Origin of the sequence: Pseudomonas rustica, assembly GCF_049959085.1 — a bacterium.
Classification (GTDB): domain Bacteria; phylum Pseudomonadota; class Gammaproteobacteria; order Pseudomonadales; family Pseudomonadaceae; genus Aquipseudomonas; species Aquipseudomonas rustica.
Genome location: NZ_CP188200.1, coordinates 6,247,630 through 6,264,111, shown reverse-complemented (window position 1 = coordinate 6,264,111; position 16,482 = coordinate 6,247,630). Strand labels below are relative to the sequence as shown.

Genomic DNA, 16,482 nt, shown 5'->3' with positions numbered 1-16,482 from the left:
CGAAACAATCACCCCCGAGCCATAACGAGAGCGTTATGCCCAGACTGGCGCCCGTGCTTTTCTTGCTGTCACTGATGATTTGGACCGCAACGGCTAACGCGCTGACTCTGACCGATGAAGAACGTAGCTGGCTGGCGGCTCACCCGGACTTGCGCCTGGGTGTCGATGCGTCGTGGCCACCGTTTGAGTTTCGTGACGACCAGAGCCGTTATCAGGGCTTGGCGGCTGATTACATCGACGTGATTCGCCAACGTCTGGCGATCAAACTCACGCCGATTGAGCCCATCAGCTGGACGGAAGTGCTGGAGCAGGTCAAAACCGGCAAGATCGATCTGCTGCCGGGAATCATGTCCACCCCGGAACGGCAGAACTATCTGTCATTCACCCGGCCCTACCTCGACTTCCCGATTGTCATCCTCGCCCACGTCGGCGGCGCGCAACCGCGCAAACTTGATGATCTGTATGGCCTGAAAATCGCCGTGGTGGAAAACTATGCGCCGCACGAACTTCTGCGCACCCACCACCCGGATCTGAATCTGGTGGCCATGCCCAACGTCAGCTCGGCGTTGCAGGCATTGGCGACCGACGAAGTCGACGCCGTGGTCGGCGACCTCGCCTCCAGCGTCTGGAGCCTGCGTCAGCTCAAGCTCGATGGCCTCTATGTCAGCGGCGAAACCCCGTATCGCTATCAACTGGCGATGGGCGTGCCGCGCGAAAACAAAGTGCTGGTGGGAATTCTCGACAAAGTCCTCGCCGACATGAGCCCCGCCGAAATCAGCGCCATTCAGGAACACTGGGTGGGCAACGTCCTCGATCACCGGACGTTCTGGTCAGACCTGCTGGTTTACGGCTTGCCCGGCCTGTTATTGCTGATGATCGTGCTGGCCGTGGTGATCCGCATCAACCGCCGCCTCAGCTCGGAAATCGCCCGGCGCATCGACCTCGAACAGGAGCTGCGCAGCAGCGAATATCACTACCGTGGGCTGGTCGAGAGTTTGTCGGCGATTGCTTGGGAAGCGCGCATGAGTGACTTCACCTACAGCTATGTGTCACCGCACGCCGAAGACTTGCTCGGTTATCCACTGTCGCATTGGCTGATTCCGGGGTTCTGGCGCAACATTATTCATCCGGCCGACCTCACTCGCGCCCAGAGTTTTTGTGATCACGAGGTGCTGGCCGGGCGCGATCACAGTCTCGATTACCGGGTGATCACCGCCGACGGCCGCTGCCTGTGGGTGCGCGACATCGTCAGCCTGATCGAACACGGCCATGAGCCGGTGATGCGCGGTTTGATGATCGACATCAGCGAAACCAAGCGCACTGAAGAAGCGCTGCGTCTTTCCGAGCAGAAATTCGCCTCGGTCTTCCAGCAATGCCCGGACATTCTGGTGATTGCGCGGCTGTCCGACGGCTGTTTGCTTGAGGTCAACGAAGCCTTCGAGGAACAGATTGGACTCAAGGCCGAAGAAGTCATCGGCCAAACCGCCACCGACCTGAATATCTGGGGTATTCCCGGTGTCGGCCCCGGTTTGCTCCAGCGTTTGCAGGCCGGCAGCATCCGCAATCTGGAAATGCCCTTCCGCCGCAACAACGGCCAAGTGTTCACCGGCCTGATTTCCGCCGAACCGTTCGACCTCGACACCACGCCGGCGCTGGTGGTCGTGGTGCGCGACATTACCCAGCTCAAAGAAACCCAGCAGCAATTGCAAACCTCCGAAGAGAAATTCGCCAAGGCTTTCCACGCCTCGCCGGACGGTTTGCTGCTGTCGCGGCAGAGCGATGGCCTGCTGCTGGAGGTCAACGAAGGGTTCAGCCGCATCACCGGTTTTAATAGCGCGATGTCGGTGGATCGCTCGGCGCTGGATCTGGGGATCTGGGTCAACCTCAACGAGCGCAAACAGATGCTCGACCTGCTGCACCGCGACGGCTTCGTGCGTGATTTCACCTGCCATATCCGCCGTAGCGATGGGCAGATTCGTCTGTGCGAAGTGTCCAGCCGACCACTGCCGATCGGTGACGAAGATTGCATGCTGACCATCGCCCGCGACATTACTGAACGTCATCTGATGCAGGAAAAACTGCAACAGGCTGCGACCGTGTTCGAGAGCACCGCCGAAGGCGTATTGATCACCGATACCCAGCAGCACATCAGCGCAGTCAACCGCGCCTTCACGGAAATCACCGGTTACAGCGAAAGCGAAGCCCTCGGCCACACCCCGCGCCTGCTCGCCTCCGGCCTGCACGACAGCGCGTTTTACGCAGCGATGTGGCACCAGTTGACCGACGAAGGTCATTGGCAAGGCGAGATTTCCAACCGACGTAAAAACGGCGAGCTGTACCCGAGCTGGCTGACCATCAGCGCCGTGCGCAACCGCGACAAATTCATCACGCACTTTGTTGCTGTGTTTGCCGACATCTCCAGTCTCAAACACGCGCAGGCGAAACTCGATTATCAGGCGCATCACGACCCGCTCACCGGCCTGCCAAACCGCACGCTGTTCGAAAGTCGCCTGCTCTCGGCGCTGACCACACAACAGGAAAACGGTGGTCAGGGCGCCGTGCTGTTCCTCGACCTCGACCGTTTCAAACACATCAACGACAGCCTCGGCCACCCGGTCGGCGACCTGCTGCTCAAGGGCATCGCCGTGCGCCTCAAAGAGCAACTGCGCGACATCGACACCGTGGCACGGTTGGGCGGTGATGAATTCATCATCCTGCTGCCCGGCCTGCAGCAGGCCAGCGACGCGGACAACATCGCCACCAAGTTGCTCAACTGCTTCGGCGCGCCGTTTCAGGCTGGCGAACATGAGTTCTTCATCAGCGCCAGCATCGGCACCAGCCTCTATCCGCGCGACGGCTGCGACGTCGCCACGCTGGTAAAAAACGCCGACGCGGCGATGTACCGCTCCAAAGCCAAGGGCCGCAACCGCGTCGAAAGCTACACCCGCGACCTCACCGCGCAGGCCAGCGAGCGTATCGCGCTGGAACACGAACTGCGCCGGGCCATCGAGCGCAATGAATTGCACCTCTACTACCAGCCGAAAATCAGCCTCGATGACCATCGTCTGGTCGGTGCCGAAGCGTTGATTCGCTGGCGCCACCCGACCTTTGGCGATGTGCCGCCGGAGCACTTCATTCCGCTGGCCGAAGAGAACGGCATGATTCTGCAGATCGGCGATTGGGTGCTGGAGACCGCGTGCCGGCAGATGTTCGAGTGGAATCAGGTCTACGACAGCCTCGGCCCGTTGTCGGTGAACCTTGCCGGCGCGCAACTGCGCCAGCCGAATCTGCTCGGGCGCATCGAGCAACTGCTCAACGAAAACGGCCTGATGCCGGATTTACTGCAACTGGAAATTACCGAGAATTTCATCATGAGTCAGGCCGAAGAGGCGCTGGCCGTGCTGCACCAACTCAAACACCTCGGCGTGCAACTGGCAATTGACGACTTCGGCACCGGCTATTCCTCGCTCAGCTACCTCAAACGCCTGCCACTGGACATCCTCAAAATCGACCAGTCCTTTGTCCGCGGACTGCCCGACGACCCCCACGATGCGGCGATTGTGCGCGCCATCATCGCCCTGGGCCGCAGCATGCAATTCACCGTCATCGCCGAGGGCGTGGAAACCCAGGCGCAGCAACAATTCCTCGCCGCCGAGGGCTGCGAACAGATCCAGGGCTACATCGTCAGCCTGCCGCTGCCGCCGGAAGAATTCGCCGCAACGTTTCTGCGTGTGACCGTATCGGATTTTTCGGATAGCACAGCCGAGAAACCGTCGCTATAATCCGCGGCCTACTGAGGGCCTATAGCTCAGTTGGTTAGAGCAGAGGACTCATAATCCTTTGGTCCACGGTTCAAGTCCGTGTGGGCCCACCAAATTGAAAGCCGCGCTAAATGCGCGGCTTTTTCTTGGGCGAGTGGTTGGGGGGCAGTATTGGCGAGCGCAATGTTCGGAAGACTTCCCCGAAGGCTGTAGGCAAGTTCCGAAGCTGTGGTTTTGAGCGGTGTTGCGCCTGTTGGGGGTTGGTTTGACGGGATACTCTCGAGACGTCGCTGCTTATCAGCGGTCGGGCTTGGAAACCCGGTTAAATTAATGACAACAGTGCTCGGCCTCATGACCGCAAAGATTCAGAGCTGCGATCAAAAGTTATGACGGCTGTGCGCGGGACGTCTTCGGACGTGCCGGTTTCCTAATTTTCCGGTTTCCAACCTGCGCACAGCTGTCACCCATTCGCATGGAAACGAGTGTGGTGTCCCTTGAAATTAGGAGCCTCACCATGACTGAAACAGACTCGACCTCAGGTTTAAAAACCATCGGCCTCACCCCTTTCATCTACTGCGCCAACCAACCCCTCTTCCATGTCAGCGCCGGCGTACCAATCGGCGATGCTCTGACACAAGCCTCCGATCTTCTCTTTCTGGTCAAAACCTTTGCTGAAGAAGCCGCTTACGACAAAGCGACCGATCGCCATGCCTGGGCTGCGCATTACTTGGCCGCAATGAGCAAAGCGGTGATTGATGATGTGGTGAAGGTTCTAAGTCATCAGCCTTCTGTGGATAGAAACTACGGGCACGGTTAAACGCCTGCGCAGCCGTTCATGCGCCCCCAATCTTCGGGCGTTCAAATTTCAACCGGGAGTGCATCAACGTTTCCCCCTCTGCGTGCGTCCGGCGACAATCACCATGGAATGGAAAGATCTGATAGTTGGCGAACGCAAATACTGCATGGCGCATTTACAGCCTTTCGAACTGAGCTATGAAGTGGCTGAGCAGCAGCTAAGCGTCAAATTCGAGTTTGGATTCCATTGTTTCACTGACGACAAAGGTCATGGTCAACCCCTCCGACACAGAGGAGAAACCCGATATTTCAGTGCAGATCGTCACCATTGCAGCAGCCAGATCGCGGATTACCTTCACAAGCGTTTTTTCAAAGGCCTCGCCGTGCCTTTCTACGTAGAAAACAGTCAGCGCTATTACTGCCTTGATTTACATGACTACGCGGTCTTTTTTTCGATCAGCAAACCGCAGAACACAACGAACCTACTCAAGCTTCGAGTCATTTCCGCCTACGAGGTCGCTGAATGGGGACGAGCGAAGTTGCCGAAAGGAAAACCACATAACGTCCGTTACATCCTGGAAATGCGTAATGCGGGGAAATCGGTTTGAGAGAAAGCAAAAAGCCCCGATGCTCGCGCATCGGGGCTTTCTGTAAATCTCAATATCGGCCTTTCCTTTCACGGTTTCCCGCTTATCCCGCTCACTGGCTAGGAGTAGCTTGCGCCACCGAAATCAACACCCTCTGCTTGCAAAGTTCCGGTCCGTGCTGACGCGCCGATGATAGCGCTTGAACCACACCAGGGCAACCGCCAAAACCAGTGCCGGCGCTAGTGTTGCCCGTGTGCCCAATCTGATTGAGCATGTACCATGCGCAACTCACCGCCCCCCACACCATGGAACCGCCCCCTTGCCAGACACCCGCCCGCCCGTGCTCGATGAAATCGACCGTCAACTAATCGCCGCCCTGCAAATCAACGCCCGCGAAAGCGTTGCCATGCTTGCCCGGCAGTTGGGCATTGCGCGCACCACCGTGACTTCGCGACTGGCGCGGCTGGAAAAGGCCAAAGTGATCACCGGTTACGGCGTGCGTCTCGGTCAGCGGGTGGTCGATGGCGGCTTGCAGGCTTACGTCGGGATCAAGGTGCAACCGCGTTCCGGCAAAGAGGTGGTGCGCCGGTTGAGTGCGATGGCGCAGGTGCAGCAGCTGTGTGCAGTGAGTGGCGAGTTTGATTATGTGGCGTGGTTGCGCACTGATTCGCCGGAGCAGCTCGATCAGTTGCTGGATCAGATTGGCGGGGTGGACGGGGTGGAGAAGACGACGACTTCGATTATTTTGAGTAGCAAGGTTGATCGGGGGCAGCCGGTCTGAGTGTTGATCATGATTTTTCGGTTGATGGATAGGATCTATTCGCGGGCAAGCCTTGCTCCTACAAGGGACAGTGTGTAGCGGATTATCGTCAGATTGATCAGGTTATTGGCAAAACGACGACACTTTGCGTCTTATTAACGTGTTCCACGCTCCCTAGAATGGCTGGCATCTTTTCCTATACTCAGACGCGCATCCCGCGTCGGGTCGCCAGCAAGGTCAGCCATGAACAAGAACAATCGCCATCCTGCAGACGGTAAGAAACCAGTCACCATTTTCGGCCCGGACTTCCCGTTCGCGTTTGACGACTGGATCGAACACCCGGCCGGTCTCGGCACTATTCCCGAGCACAATCACGGCGCAGAAGTGGCGATTGTCGGCGCGGGCATCGCCGGTCTGGTGGCGGCTTACGAGTTGATGAAACTCGGCCTGAAGCCTGTGGTTTACGAAGCTTCGAAGCTGGGCGGGCGTTTGCGTTCGCAAGCGTTCAACGGCACCGACGGCATCGTCGCTGAACTCGGTGGTATGCGCTTCCCGGTGTCGTCCACCGCGTTCTATCACTACGTCGACAAGCTCGGCCTTGAGACCAAACCTTTCCCGAACCCGTTGACGCCTGCCTCCGGCAGCACCGTGATCGATCTGGAAGGCAAAACCCATTACGCACAGAAACTGGCGGATCTTCCTGCACTGTTTCAGGAAGTGGCTGACGCCTGGGCGGACGCACTGGAGGCCGGCTCGCAGTTCGCCGATATCCAGCAAGCCATCCGCGACCGCGATGTGCCACGCTTGAAAGAGCTGTGGAATACCTTGGTGCCGCTGTGGGACGACCGCACGTTCTATGACTTCGTCGCCACCTCGGAAGCCTTCGCCAAACTATCGTTCCATCACCGCGAAGTGTTCGGTCAGGTTGGTTTCGGTACCGGCGGCTGGGACTCGGACTTCCCCAACTCGATGCTGGAAATCTTCCGCGTGGTGATGACCAACTGCGACGATCACCAACACCTGGTGGTCGGCGGCGTCGAGCAAGTGCCGCAAGGCATCTGGCGTCATGTGCCGGAGCGCTGCGTGCATTGGCCTGAAGGCACCAGCCTGAAATCCCTGCACCGTGGCGCGCCGCGTTCCGGCGTGAAGAAAATCGCTCATGCGCCGGATGGCCGTTTCGCGGTCACCGACAACAACGGCGATACCCGCGAATACGCCGCCGTGCTGACCACGTGCCAGAGCTGGCTGCTGACCACGCAGATCGAATGCGACGAAACCCTGTTCTCGCAAAAGATGTGGATGGCCCTCGACCGCACCCGCTACATGCAGTCGTCGAAGACTTTTGTGATGGTCGACCGGCCATTCTGGAAGGACAAGGATCCGGAAACCGGCCGCGACTTGATGAGCATGACCCTCACCGATCGCCTGACCCGTGGCACTTATCTGTTCGACAACGGCGACGACAAACCGGGCGTGATTTGCCTGTCGTACTCGTGGATGAGCGACGCATTGAAGATGCTCCCGCACCCGGTGGAGAAACGCGTAGAACTGGCGTTGAACGCACTGAAAAAGATCTACCCGAAAGTCGATATCGCCGCGCGAATCATTGGCGATCCGATCACCGTGTCGTGGGAAGCCGACCCGTACTTCCTCGGCGCGTTCAAAGGCGCGCTGCCCGGCCACTATCGCTATAACCAGCGCATGTACGCGCACTTCATGCAGGACGAAATGCCGGCCGAGCAACGCGGAATTTTCATTGCCGGCGACGACGTTTCCTGGACGCCGGCCTGGGTCGAAGGCGCGGTGCAGACCTCGCTCAACGCGGTGTGGGGGATCATGAAACATTTTGGCGGGTCGACACATAAAGCGAACCCGGGCCCCGGTGATGTGTTCAAAGACATCGGCCCTATCGCCCTGCCCGAGTAAGAGGAATCCCTGATGCGTGTAGCCCTTTACCAATGTCCACCGCTGCCACTGGAGCCCGCCGCCAACCTGCACCGCCTGCATCAAGTGGCGATGGAGGCCAAGGGCGCCGACCTGCTGGTGCTGCCGGAGATGTTCATGACCGGCTACAACATTGGCGCCGAAGCGGTGAGTACCTTGGCCGAGGTCTACAACGGTGAATGGGCGCAGCACATCGGCCGGATCGCCAAGGCTGCAGGTCTGGCGATTGTTTATGGCTATCCGGAACGCACCGCCGACGGGCAGATTTACAACGCCGTGCAGTTGATCGATTCGCACGGCGAGCGTCTGTGCAATTACCGCAAGACGCACCTGTTCGGTGATCTCGACCGCTCGATGTTCAGCCCGGGCGATGATGATTTCCCAATCGTCGAACTCAACGGCTGGAAGCTCGGTTTCCTGATCTGCTACGACCTGGAGTTTCCGGAGAACACCCGCCGCCTGGCACTCGCTGGCGCCGAGCTGATTGTGGTGCCGACGGCGAACATGATTCCGTTCGATTTCGTCGCCGACGTCACCGTGCGTTCGCGCGCCTTCGAAAACCAGTGTTACGTGGCCTACGCCAACTATTGCGGCAACGAAGGCGAGATCCACTATTGCGGGCAAAGCAGCCTCGCTGCACCGGATGGCAGCCGCATCGCCCAGGCCGGGCTCGACGAAGCGCTGATCATCGGCGAACTCGATCGGCAGTTGATGCTCGACTCCCGCGCCGCCAATCGCTACCTCAGCGACCGCCGCCCCGAGCTTTACGGCGCGCTCAACCGGCGCTAATCCGCTAGCATTGGCACTTCACTGTTCTGGAAGTGCCCATGCCTGCGCCCACTCACCCCCGCCCCCACACTGAAACCCTGGCCAACGGCTTGCGTGTGACCCTGCGTCATGTGCCCGGCCTGAAGCGCAGCGCCGCTGCACTGCGCGTGGCTGCCGGTAGCCATGACGTGCCGCTGGAGTGGCCGGGGCTGGCGCATTTTCTCGAGCATTTGCTGTTTCTCGGCACCGAGCGTTTTCCTACGGGCGAAGGGCTGATGGCCTACGTGCAAGGTCACGGTGGCCAGGTCAATGCCAGCACGCGCGAACGCACCACTGACTTTTTCTTTGAGTTGCCGACACAAGCGTTCGGCGCAGGGCTGGAGCGTCTGTCAGACATGCTCGCCACGCCGCGTATGAATCTGGACGATCAGTTGCGGGAACGGGAAGTGTTGCAGGCAGAATTTGTCGCTTGGTCGCAGGATCCTACAGCGCAGCAGCAGTTTTCCTTGTTTGAAGGGTTGCCGGCTGAGCATCCGTTGCGCGGGTTTCATGCGGGGAATCGCGACAGCCTGCAAGTCGAGCAGGCTGCGTTTCAACAAGCGCTCAAAGATTTCCATCAGCAGTTTTATCAGACGGGGCAAATGACCTTGAGTCTGGTTGGGCCGCAGAGTCTCGAAGAATTGAAAGCGCTGGCTGAGCAGTTTTCACAAGCCTTGCCGGCTGGGGATAACGTTACGCAGGCGGCAACCGTGCCGCTGGCGGTAAAAAGTTATCAACAGGTCAGTGAGCGACGCGGCAATTTGCTGTTTGCGTTTGATGCCTTGCCTGAGTCATCCGTCGAGGCTTTGGCGTTTCTTTGTCACTGGCTGAACAGCGCCAAACCGGGCGGGCTGCTCGCGCGTTTGCAGGAGCAAAAACTGGCAGATGGCTTGAAAGCCGCGCCGGTTTATCACTTCAACGGGCAAGCGTTGTTGCAGCTGGAGTTCACCGCTCGAGCGGAATCGTTAAACGCCATTCGCGAGCAGATGCTGGATTGGCTGAGTTTCTTCGCTCAGCAGGATTGGTCGCCACTGCGTAAAGAATACGCGGCCCTGCTTGAACGTCAGCAGCAAGTCAGCGGCGCGTTGCAACGGGCGCGGCTCGACAGTGAACAATTGGAAATCGGCCTGTCCGATAAAGGCGTTGAGGCCCTCACACAGATCCTCGGCGAAATTGGCACTGTGGATAACTTCAGCGGTCATTGGCATCTACCCGCAGCCAATCCTTTCCTGCGCGCCAATGAACCGTTGGCCAACGCCGGACTGATTCGCGGCCAGACCAGCGCACACCGTGGTTTGCGCACGTTTGCTCAGGATCGCTCGCGCGGTCGTCGTGAGCGTTCGCCGATGCAATTCAGCCAAGCGTTGCCGGACAACAATGATGAGGGCGCGATTTATCTGCGCTGGCAGGTTGAGGCCGCCGCCAGCGCTGATCTGCATTCGCGCTTGCAGCGCAGTCTTCAGCAAACTCAGCAGGACGCGCGCGAGGCCGGCGTCGAGCTGACTTTCAGCGCCACTGGCAATCAATGGCTGCTGAAGCTCACCGGTTTGCAGGAGCCGATGCCCAATGTCCTCGAGCACGCGCTGAAATCTCTGACAGAGGTTGATGCCAATTCCCCACGTAGCGCGCCAGAAACGCCGTTGATGCCCATCCGCCAACTGATAAATGCCTTACCGGAGTTTTGTCTGGAGCCTGTGCCAACGGCTGACGATGCAAAACACCTGTGGACAACTTCTCGGTGGGACGGCCTCGCCTTGGGCCTCAATCAACAAACCCAATCAGCCATGGGCCTCGCTCTGAGCCGCATTCCCGGTACGCCGGACAACCAATTGCCTGCTCCGTCCGCGCTCGACAGCCGACGGTTATGGCGCCAGATCGACAGCGCATCCAGCGAACACGCCGTGCTGTTGTGCTGCCCGACTGCCAGTCGCAGCACTACCGACGAAGCGGCATGGCGACTGCTCGCGCTGATTGTCCAGCCCCCGTTCTACCAGCGCCTGCGCGTTGAGTTAAAACTGGGTTACGCGGTATTCAGCGCCTTGCGCCAGATACACGGCCAGACCGCAATCGTATTCGGCGTGCAATCGCCCTCCGCCTCAGCGCTGGAAATACTTGGCCACGTTCAAGCATTCAGCGAAGGTCTCCCTGCGTTGATCGAATCCCACGATGACACCAGTCTCAGCCAGCACCGGCAAAACCTCAGCGATCAATTCAACGACGCCAACCTGTCCAGCAAGGACGCTGCTGAATTGCTGTGGCAGGCGAAACTCGCTGGCCACTCGTCGGATTATCTTGAGCAACTGAGCGCTGCCATCGGCCAACTCGATCGCCAGACTTTGCTCACGGCTGCACAGCATTTGATCAACGCCGAGGGCGGCTACCGCTGTCTCGCCACCGATTCCGCGCCCGGCGCGCCATGGCAAGCAGCAAATTGATCATTACCGAGGCTGCAAGGAGCTTTCTCAAAGATTCACGGGCATTTACCCGGAAATTTTGAGTAACATAGCAGCCTAACTATTTGGAACATCTTTGCGCTGCCGTGGACTATACCTATGGACAGCGCTATCCCACCCAACCCGAGGAGACACCCTATGTCCTGGACAAAACCTGCTTACACCGACCTGCGTATCGGCTTCGAAGTCACCATGTACTTCGCCAGCCGCTGAGTTCTGCTTACATAGAACTGCAGTGCAACGCCTCGGCTCGCCGGGGCGTTTTATTTTCCGCGTTGAAATGATGGAGTGTTCATGTTCGTCCAGATTCTGGGTTCGGCCGCTGGCGGCGGTTTTCCGCAGTGGAACTGCAACTGCGTCAATTGCGCAGGCTTTCGCGACGGCAGCCTGAATGCCAAGGCCCGCACCCAATCGTCCATCGCGATTTCCGATGACGGCGTGAACTGGGTGTTGTGCAACGCCTCGCCGGACATCCGCGCGCAGCTGCAAAGCTTCGCCCCGATGCAACCGGGCCGTGCGCTGCGCGACACCGGCATCAGCGCGATCATCCTGATGGACAGCCAGATCGACCACACCACCGGCCTGCTCAGCCTGCGCGAAGGCTGCCCACATCAGGTCTGGTGCACGGACATGGTTCACGAAGACCTCAGCACCGGTTTCCCGCTGTTCAAGATGCTCACCCATTGGAACGGCGGGCTGGACTGGAACCGCATCGAACTCGACCAGAGCTTCACTGTGGCGGCGTGCCCGAACCTGCGTTTCACCCCGCTGCCATTGCGCAGTGCCGCGCCGCCGTACTCGCCGCACCGCTTCGATCCGCACCCGGGCGACAACATCGGCTTGATCGTGGAAGACCTGAAGACCGGCGGCAAGCTGTTCTATGCGCCGGGTCTGGGCAAGGTCGATGCGCCGTTGCTGGAGATCATGGCAAGCAGCGATTGCCTGTTGGTCGACGGCACGATGTGGGATGACGATGAAATGCAGCGCCGTGGCGTCGGCACGCGTACTGGCCGTGAGATGGGTCATCTGGCACAGAACGGGCCTGGCGGCATGCTCGAAGTGCTGGAGCAGTTGCCTGAACAGCGCAAAGTACTTATCCACATCAACAACACCAACCCGATTCTCGACGAGGATTCGCCGGAGCGTGCTGAACTGGCGCGGCGTAATGTTGAAGTGGCGTTCGATGGCATGAGTATTGTGTTGTAGCGACCGGCCTCTTCGCGAGCAAGCTCGGCTCCTACAAGGGCCAGCGTGCTTTTGTAGGAGCTGAGCTTGCTCGCGAAGGCATCCGACCAGACACCACAGAATCCAACGGTTGTTCCCGGAGAACAGACATGACTGACACGCCAATGTCCCCCACCGAATTCGAAGCAGCCCTGCGCGCCAAAGGCGCCTACTACCACATCTACCACCCGTATCACGTGGCGATGTATGAAGGCCGCGCCACCCGCGAGCAGATTCAGGGCTGGGTCGCCAACCGCTTCTACTATCAGGTGAACATCCCCCTGAAAGACGCGGCGATCCTCGCCAATTGCCCCGACCGGGAAATCCGCCGCGAGTGGATTCAGCGTCTGCTCGATCACGACGGTGCCCCCGGTGAAGACGGCGGCATCGAAGCCTGGCTGCGACTCGGTCAAGCGGTCGGTCTCGATCCGGATCAACTGCGCTCCCAGGAATTGGTATTGCCCGGCGTGCGTTTTGCCGTCGACGCCTACGTCAACTTCGCCCGCCGCGCCAGTTGGCAAGAAGCCGCCAGCAGCTCGCTGACTGAACTGTTCGCGCCGCAGATCCACCAATCGCGCCTCGACAGCTGGCCGCAGCATTACCCGTGGATCGACCCGGCCGGTTATGAATACTTCCGCACCCGCCTCGGTCAGGCACGGCGCGATGTCGAGCACGGTCTGGCGATCACGCTCGAGCACTACAAGACGCGCGAAGGCCAGGAGCGCATGCTGGAAATTCTCCAGTTCAAACTGGACATTCTTTGGAGCATGCTCGATGCCATGAGCATGGCCTACGAACTGAACCGCCCGCCGTATCACAGCGTCACCGAACAACGCGTCTGGCATAAAGGAATCACCTTATGAGTTTCGATCGCAGCAAAGTCCCGACCTGGCGTCCCGGCTACCGCTTCCAGTACGAACCGGCGCAAAAAGGTCACGTGCTGCTTTACCCCGAAGGCATGATCAAACTCAACGACAGCGCCGCGCTGATCGGCGGTTTGATCGACGGCGAACGCGACGTTGCGGCGATCATTGCCAAACTCGATGAGCAGTTCCCCGGCGTGCCCGAGCTCGGTGACGACATCGAGCAATTCATGGAGGTTGCCCGTGCACAGCACTGGATCGAACTTGCCTGATCTGCCGCCCAAGCCTGAAATCGGCCTGCCGCTGTGGCTGCTCGCCGAGCTGACCTACCGCTGCCCACTGCAATGCCCGTACTGCTCCAATCCGCTGGATTTCGCCGAGCAGGGCAAAGAGCTGAGCACAGAACAATGGATCAAGGTGTTTCGCGAGGCGCGGGAGATGGGCGCGGCGCAACTGGGCTTTTCCGGTGGCGAGCCGCTGGTGCGCCAGGATCTCGCCGAGCTGATTCATGAAGCGCGGCAATTGGGTTTCTACACCAATCTGATCACTTCCGGCATCGGCCTGACCGAGCAGAAAATCAGCGACTTCAAAAAGGCTGGTCTCGATCACATCCAGATCAGTTTCCAGGCCAGCGACGAGCAAGTGAATAACCTGCTCGCCGGTTCGAAAAAAGCCTTCGCGCAGAAGCTGGAAATGGCCCGCGCGGTGAAGGCCCACGGCTATCCGATGGTGCTGAACTTCGTCACCCACCGGCACAACATCGACAAGATCGACCGCATCATCGAGCTGTGCATTGCGCTCGAAGCCGACTTCGTCGAGCTCGCCACTTGCCAGTTCTATGGTTGGGCGCAGCTCAATCGTGTCGGCCTGTTACCGACCAAGGAACAACTGGTGCGTGCCGAGCGCATCACCAACGAATACCGCGCCAAGCTGGAAGCCGAAGGGCATCCGTGCAAGCTGATTTTCGTCACCCCGGATTACTACGAAGAACGCCCGAAAGCCTGCATGAACGGTTGGGGCAGTATCTTTCTGACGGTCACGCCGGACGGCACCGCCCTGCCCTGCCACGGCGCCCGGCAGATGCCGGTGCAATTTCCCAATGTGCGCGATCACAGCATGCAACACATCTGGTACGACTCGTTCGGCTTCAACCGCTTTCGCGGTTACGACTGGATGCCCGAGCCGTGCCGCTCCTGCGACGAGAAAGAAAAAGACTTCGGCGGCTGCCGCTGCCAGGCATTCATGCTCACCGGTGATGCGAGCAATGCCGACCCGGTGTGCAGCAAATCCGAACACCACGGCGTGATTCTCAAGGCCCGCGAAGAAGCCGAGACCGCCACTCAAACCATCGAACAACTGGCCTTCCGCAATGAACGAAACTCACGCCTCATCGCCAAGGGCTGAGCCATTCAGCGCCTCGCAAGCCGTCGCTGCCGGCATGGATTTCGCCGAGTTGCAGCTCGGTGCCAATGGGCTGTTCTGGAATGAATATCGCCCCGAAGATGCCGCGTGCCGGATCTGGCATTGGCGCGATGGTGTGGCGAAATGTCTGACGCCGGATGGCTTCAGCGTACGCAGTCGTGTGTACGAATATGGCGGTGGCGCGTTTTGTCTGACGCCGGACGGGGTGGTTTTCGTCGCTGAGGCGGATCAGCAGTTGTATCGGCAGACGCTGGATGGAGCGCCTGAGGCGCTGACGTCGGGCGAGTGCCGTTATGGCGACCTGCATTTTGCGTTCGGCCAAGTGCTGGCGGTTGAAGAACAGCAAAATCAGCATCGGCTGGTGGCGATTGATCTCGCCGACGGGGTGCGGCATTTGTTGGTTGAGGGCGCGGATTTCTATGCGGCACCGACCCTTAGCCCGAATGGCCGGCGCTTGGCGTGGATTGAATGGAGCCGACCGCATCAGCCGTGGACGTCGACGCGGTTGATGGTGGCTGAACGCTTGGCTGACGGCGCCTTTGGTTCGCCGCGCTGCGTTGCTGGCGATGAGGTTGAAGAGTCCATTCAACAGCCACGATTTGATGCTGAAGGTCGGCTGTATTGCCTTACCGATCGCGGTGGATTCTGGCAGCCGTGGGCTGAGACTTCTGACGGTTTGGCGCCACTGCCTGCCGCGCCGGCCGATCATGCACCGGCGCCCTGGCAGTTGGGCGGCTGCACCTGGTTGCCTGTAGAAGATTCGGTTTTAGCCAGTTGGAGTGAAGGTGGTTTTGGTCGCCTGACTTTGGGCGATGAAGATTACACCGGCGACTACAGCCGCTTCCGTCATCTGGCTTTGGACGCGCAGTTTATTTACTGCATCGCCGCCTCGCCGATCAGCCCTGCGGCGGTTATTACAATTGATCGAGCAACGCGTGAAGTGCAAGTGCTGGCCGGTGGCGTCGCGCCTTTGCCTGCCGAACGCATCAGCCGTCCGCAAACGTTGCGTTACCCGAGTGGAATGGGTGAGGCGCACGGGTTCTTTTATCCAGCCATGAGCGGTGAGACGAAACCACCGCTGGTGGTGTTCATCCACGGCGGCCCGACATCGGCCTGCTATCCGATGCTCGACCCGCGCATCCAATACTGGACGCAACGCGGCTTCGCCGTCGCCGATCTCAACTATCGCGGCAGCAGCGGTTATGGCCGGGAATATCGTCAGGCGTTGCATCTGAGCTGGGGTGAGGTGGATGTCGAGGATGCTTGTGCCGTCGTCGCGTATCTTGCCGACCAAGGCTTGATCGATGGCGAACGGGCATTCATTCGGGGTGGCAGCGCGGGCGGTTACACCACGTTGTGTGCGCTGGCGTTTAAGCAGGTGTTCCGCGCTGGCGCCAGCCTTTACGGGGTCAGCGACCCGGTGGCGTTGGCTCGGGCGACGCACAAGTTCGAAGGCGATTATCTGGACTGGCTCATTGGCGATCCCGAAAAAGACGCCGAACGCTACGCCGCCCGTACACCGTTGTTGCACGCAAACACCATCCGCGTGCCGGTGATTTTCTTTCAGGGTGAACTGGACGCGGTGGTTGTCCCGCAACAAACCCGCGACATGGTCACGGCACTGGAGCAGAACGGAATCCCGGTCGAAGCCCATTACTACCCCGACGAACGCCACGGCTTCCGCCGCGCGGCCAATCAGGCACATGCGCTGGAGCAGGAGTGGAAGTTCTATCGGCGAGTGATGGGATTAACAGACTGAAACCTTCCCTGTAGGAGCTGCGGCACGCTGCGATCATTTGATTTTAATTCGAGGATCAGGATCAAAAGATCGCAGCGTGCCGCAGCTCCTACAGGGCATGCATCTGA

Annotated in this window: 13 protein-coding genes and 1 tRNA gene; all 14 read left to right on the top strand. The window is 59.4% G+C overall.

Translation table 11 applies throughout. The annotated features are described in order from the left end of the window. The first annotated feature begins 35 nt into the window (after positions 1-35). Complete coding sequence (locus ACP3TY_RS28415) at positions 36-3,782, top strand: bifunctional diguanylate cyclase/phosphodiesterase (protein ID WP_053124422.1); 3,747 nt, start codon at positions 36-38, stop codon at positions 3,780-3,782. A gap of 15 nt (positions 3,783-3,797) precedes the next feature. Further along, positions 3,798-3,874, top strand: a tRNA-Ile gene (locus ACP3TY_RS28410). 401 nt (positions 3,875-4,275) lie between these two features. Beyond that, complete coding sequence (locus ACP3TY_RS28405) at positions 4,276-4,578, top strand: DUF3077 domain-containing protein (RefSeq protein WP_426619010.1); 303 nt, start codon at positions 4,276-4,278, stop codon at positions 4,576-4,578. A gap of 145 nt (positions 4,579-4,723) precedes the next feature. Next, positions 4,724-5,164, top strand: a complete 441-nt coding sequence (locus ACP3TY_RS28400) for a hypothetical protein (protein ID WP_400648777.1) — start codon at positions 4,724-4,726, stop codon at positions 5,162-5,164. Positions 5,165-5,462: 298 nt separating this feature from the next. Further along, positions 5,463-5,924: an Lrp/AsnC family transcriptional regulator gene (locus ACP3TY_RS28395; RefSeq protein WP_150749676.1), complete on the top strand. Its 462-nt coding sequence runs from the start codon at positions 5,463-5,465 to the stop codon at positions 5,922-5,924. A gap of 222 nt (positions 5,925-6,146) precedes the next feature. Beyond that, complete coding sequence (locus ACP3TY_RS28390; RefSeq protein WP_008085177.1) at positions 6,147-7,829, top strand: flavin monoamine oxidase family protein; 1,683 nt, start codon at positions 6,147-6,149, stop codon at positions 7,827-7,829. Positions 7,830-7,841: 12 nt separating this feature from the next. Beyond that, the gene (locus tag ACP3TY_RS28385) at positions 7,842-8,636 is read left to right on the top strand and encodes a carbon-nitrogen hydrolase family protein (RefSeq protein ID WP_426619009.1); all 795 of its coding nucleotides are present in this window, start codon (positions 7,842-7,844) and stop codon (positions 8,634-8,636) included. 38 nt (positions 8,637-8,674) lie between these two features. Continuing rightward, positions 8,675-11,089 carry a pyrroloquinoline quinone biosynthesis protein PqqF gene (gene pqqF, locus ACP3TY_RS28380; protein ID WP_426619008.1) on the top strand — a complete coding sequence of 805 codons (2,415 nt, stop codon included), beginning with the start codon at positions 8,675-8,677 and terminating at the stop codon, positions 11,087-11,089. 156 nt (positions 11,090-11,245) lie between these two features. Further along, positions 11,246-11,320 carry a pyrroloquinoline quinone precursor peptide PqqA gene (gene pqqA / locus ACP3TY_RS28375; RefSeq protein WP_003422658.1) on the top strand — a complete coding sequence of 25 codons (75 nt, stop codon included), beginning with the start codon at positions 11,246-11,248 and terminating at the stop codon, positions 11,318-11,320. A gap of 81 nt (positions 11,321-11,401) precedes the next feature. After that, the gene (pqqB, locus tag ACP3TY_RS28370; RefSeq protein WP_053124431.1) at positions 11,402-12,313 is read left to right on the top strand and encodes a pyrroloquinoline quinone biosynthesis protein PqqB; all 912 of its coding nucleotides are present in this window, start codon (positions 11,402-11,404) and stop codon (positions 12,311-12,313) included. Between the two features lie 128 nt (positions 12,314-12,441). Continuing rightward, positions 12,442-13,194 carry a pyrroloquinoline-quinone synthase PqqC gene (gene pqqC / locus ACP3TY_RS28365; protein ID WP_008085171.1) on the top strand — a complete coding sequence of 251 codons (753 nt, stop codon included), beginning with the start codon at positions 12,442-12,444 and terminating at the stop codon, positions 13,192-13,194. Continuing rightward, the gene (gene pqqD / locus ACP3TY_RS28360) at positions 13,191-13,466 is read left to right on the top strand and encodes a pyrroloquinoline quinone biosynthesis peptide chaperone PqqD (RefSeq protein ID WP_007910068.1); all 276 of its coding nucleotides are present in this window, start codon (positions 13,191-13,193) and stop codon (positions 13,464-13,466) included. The genes pqqC and pqqD overlap by 4 nt, the downstream gene beginning before the upstream one ends. Further along, on the top strand, positions 13,459-14,598 hold the full coding sequence (gene pqqE, locus ACP3TY_RS28355) for a pyrroloquinoline quinone biosynthesis protein PqqE (protein WP_426620528.1): 1,140 nt from the start codon (positions 13,459-13,461) through the stop codon (positions 14,596-14,598). The genes pqqD and pqqE overlap by 8 nt, the downstream gene beginning before the upstream one ends. Next, on the top strand, positions 14,564-16,375 hold the full coding sequence (locus tag ACP3TY_RS28350; protein WP_426619007.1) for a S9 family peptidase: 1,812 nt from the start codon (positions 14,564-14,566) through the stop codon (positions 16,373-16,375). The genes pqqE and ACP3TY_RS28350 overlap by 35 nt, the downstream gene beginning before the upstream one ends. Positions 16,376-16,482: the final 107 nt, after the last annotated feature.

Coding starts and splice junctions, on each gene's coding strand:
- ACP3TY_RS28405 (WP_426619010.1), top strand. CDS start 4,276: ATGACTGAAACAGACTCGACCTCAGGTTTAAAAACCATCGGCCTCACC.
- pqqB (WP_053124431.1), top strand. CDS start 11,402: ATGTTCGTCCAGATTCTGGGTTCGGCCGCTGGCGGCGGTTTTCCGCAG.
- ACP3TY_RS28415 (WP_053124422.1), top strand. CDS start 36: ATGCCCAGACTGGCGCCCGTGCTTTTCTTGCTGTCACTGATGATTTGG.
- ACP3TY_RS28400 (WP_400648777.1), top strand. CDS start 4,724: ATGGCGCATTTACAGCCTTTCGAACTGAGCTATGAAGTGGCTGAGCAG.
- pqqD (WP_007910068.1), top strand. CDS start 13,191: ATGAGTTTCGATCGCAGCAAAGTCCCGACCTGGCGTCCCGGCTACCGC.
- ACP3TY_RS28390 (WP_008085177.1), top strand. CDS start 6,147: ATGAACAAGAACAATCGCCATCCTGCAGACGGTAAGAAACCAGTCACC.
- ACP3TY_RS28385 (WP_426619009.1), top strand. CDS start 7,842: ATGCGTGTAGCCCTTTACCAATGTCCACCGCTGCCACTGGAGCCCGCC.
- pqqF (WP_426619008.1), top strand. CDS start 8,675: ATGCCTGCGCCCACTCACCCCCGCCCCCACACTGAAACCCTGGCCAAC.
- ACP3TY_RS28350 (WP_426619007.1), top strand. CDS start 14,564: ATGAACGAAACTCACGCCTCATCGCCAAGGGCTGAGCCATTCAGCGCC.
- pqqC (WP_008085171.1), top strand. CDS start 12,442: ATGACTGACACGCCAATGTCCCCCACCGAATTCGAAGCAGCCCTGCGC.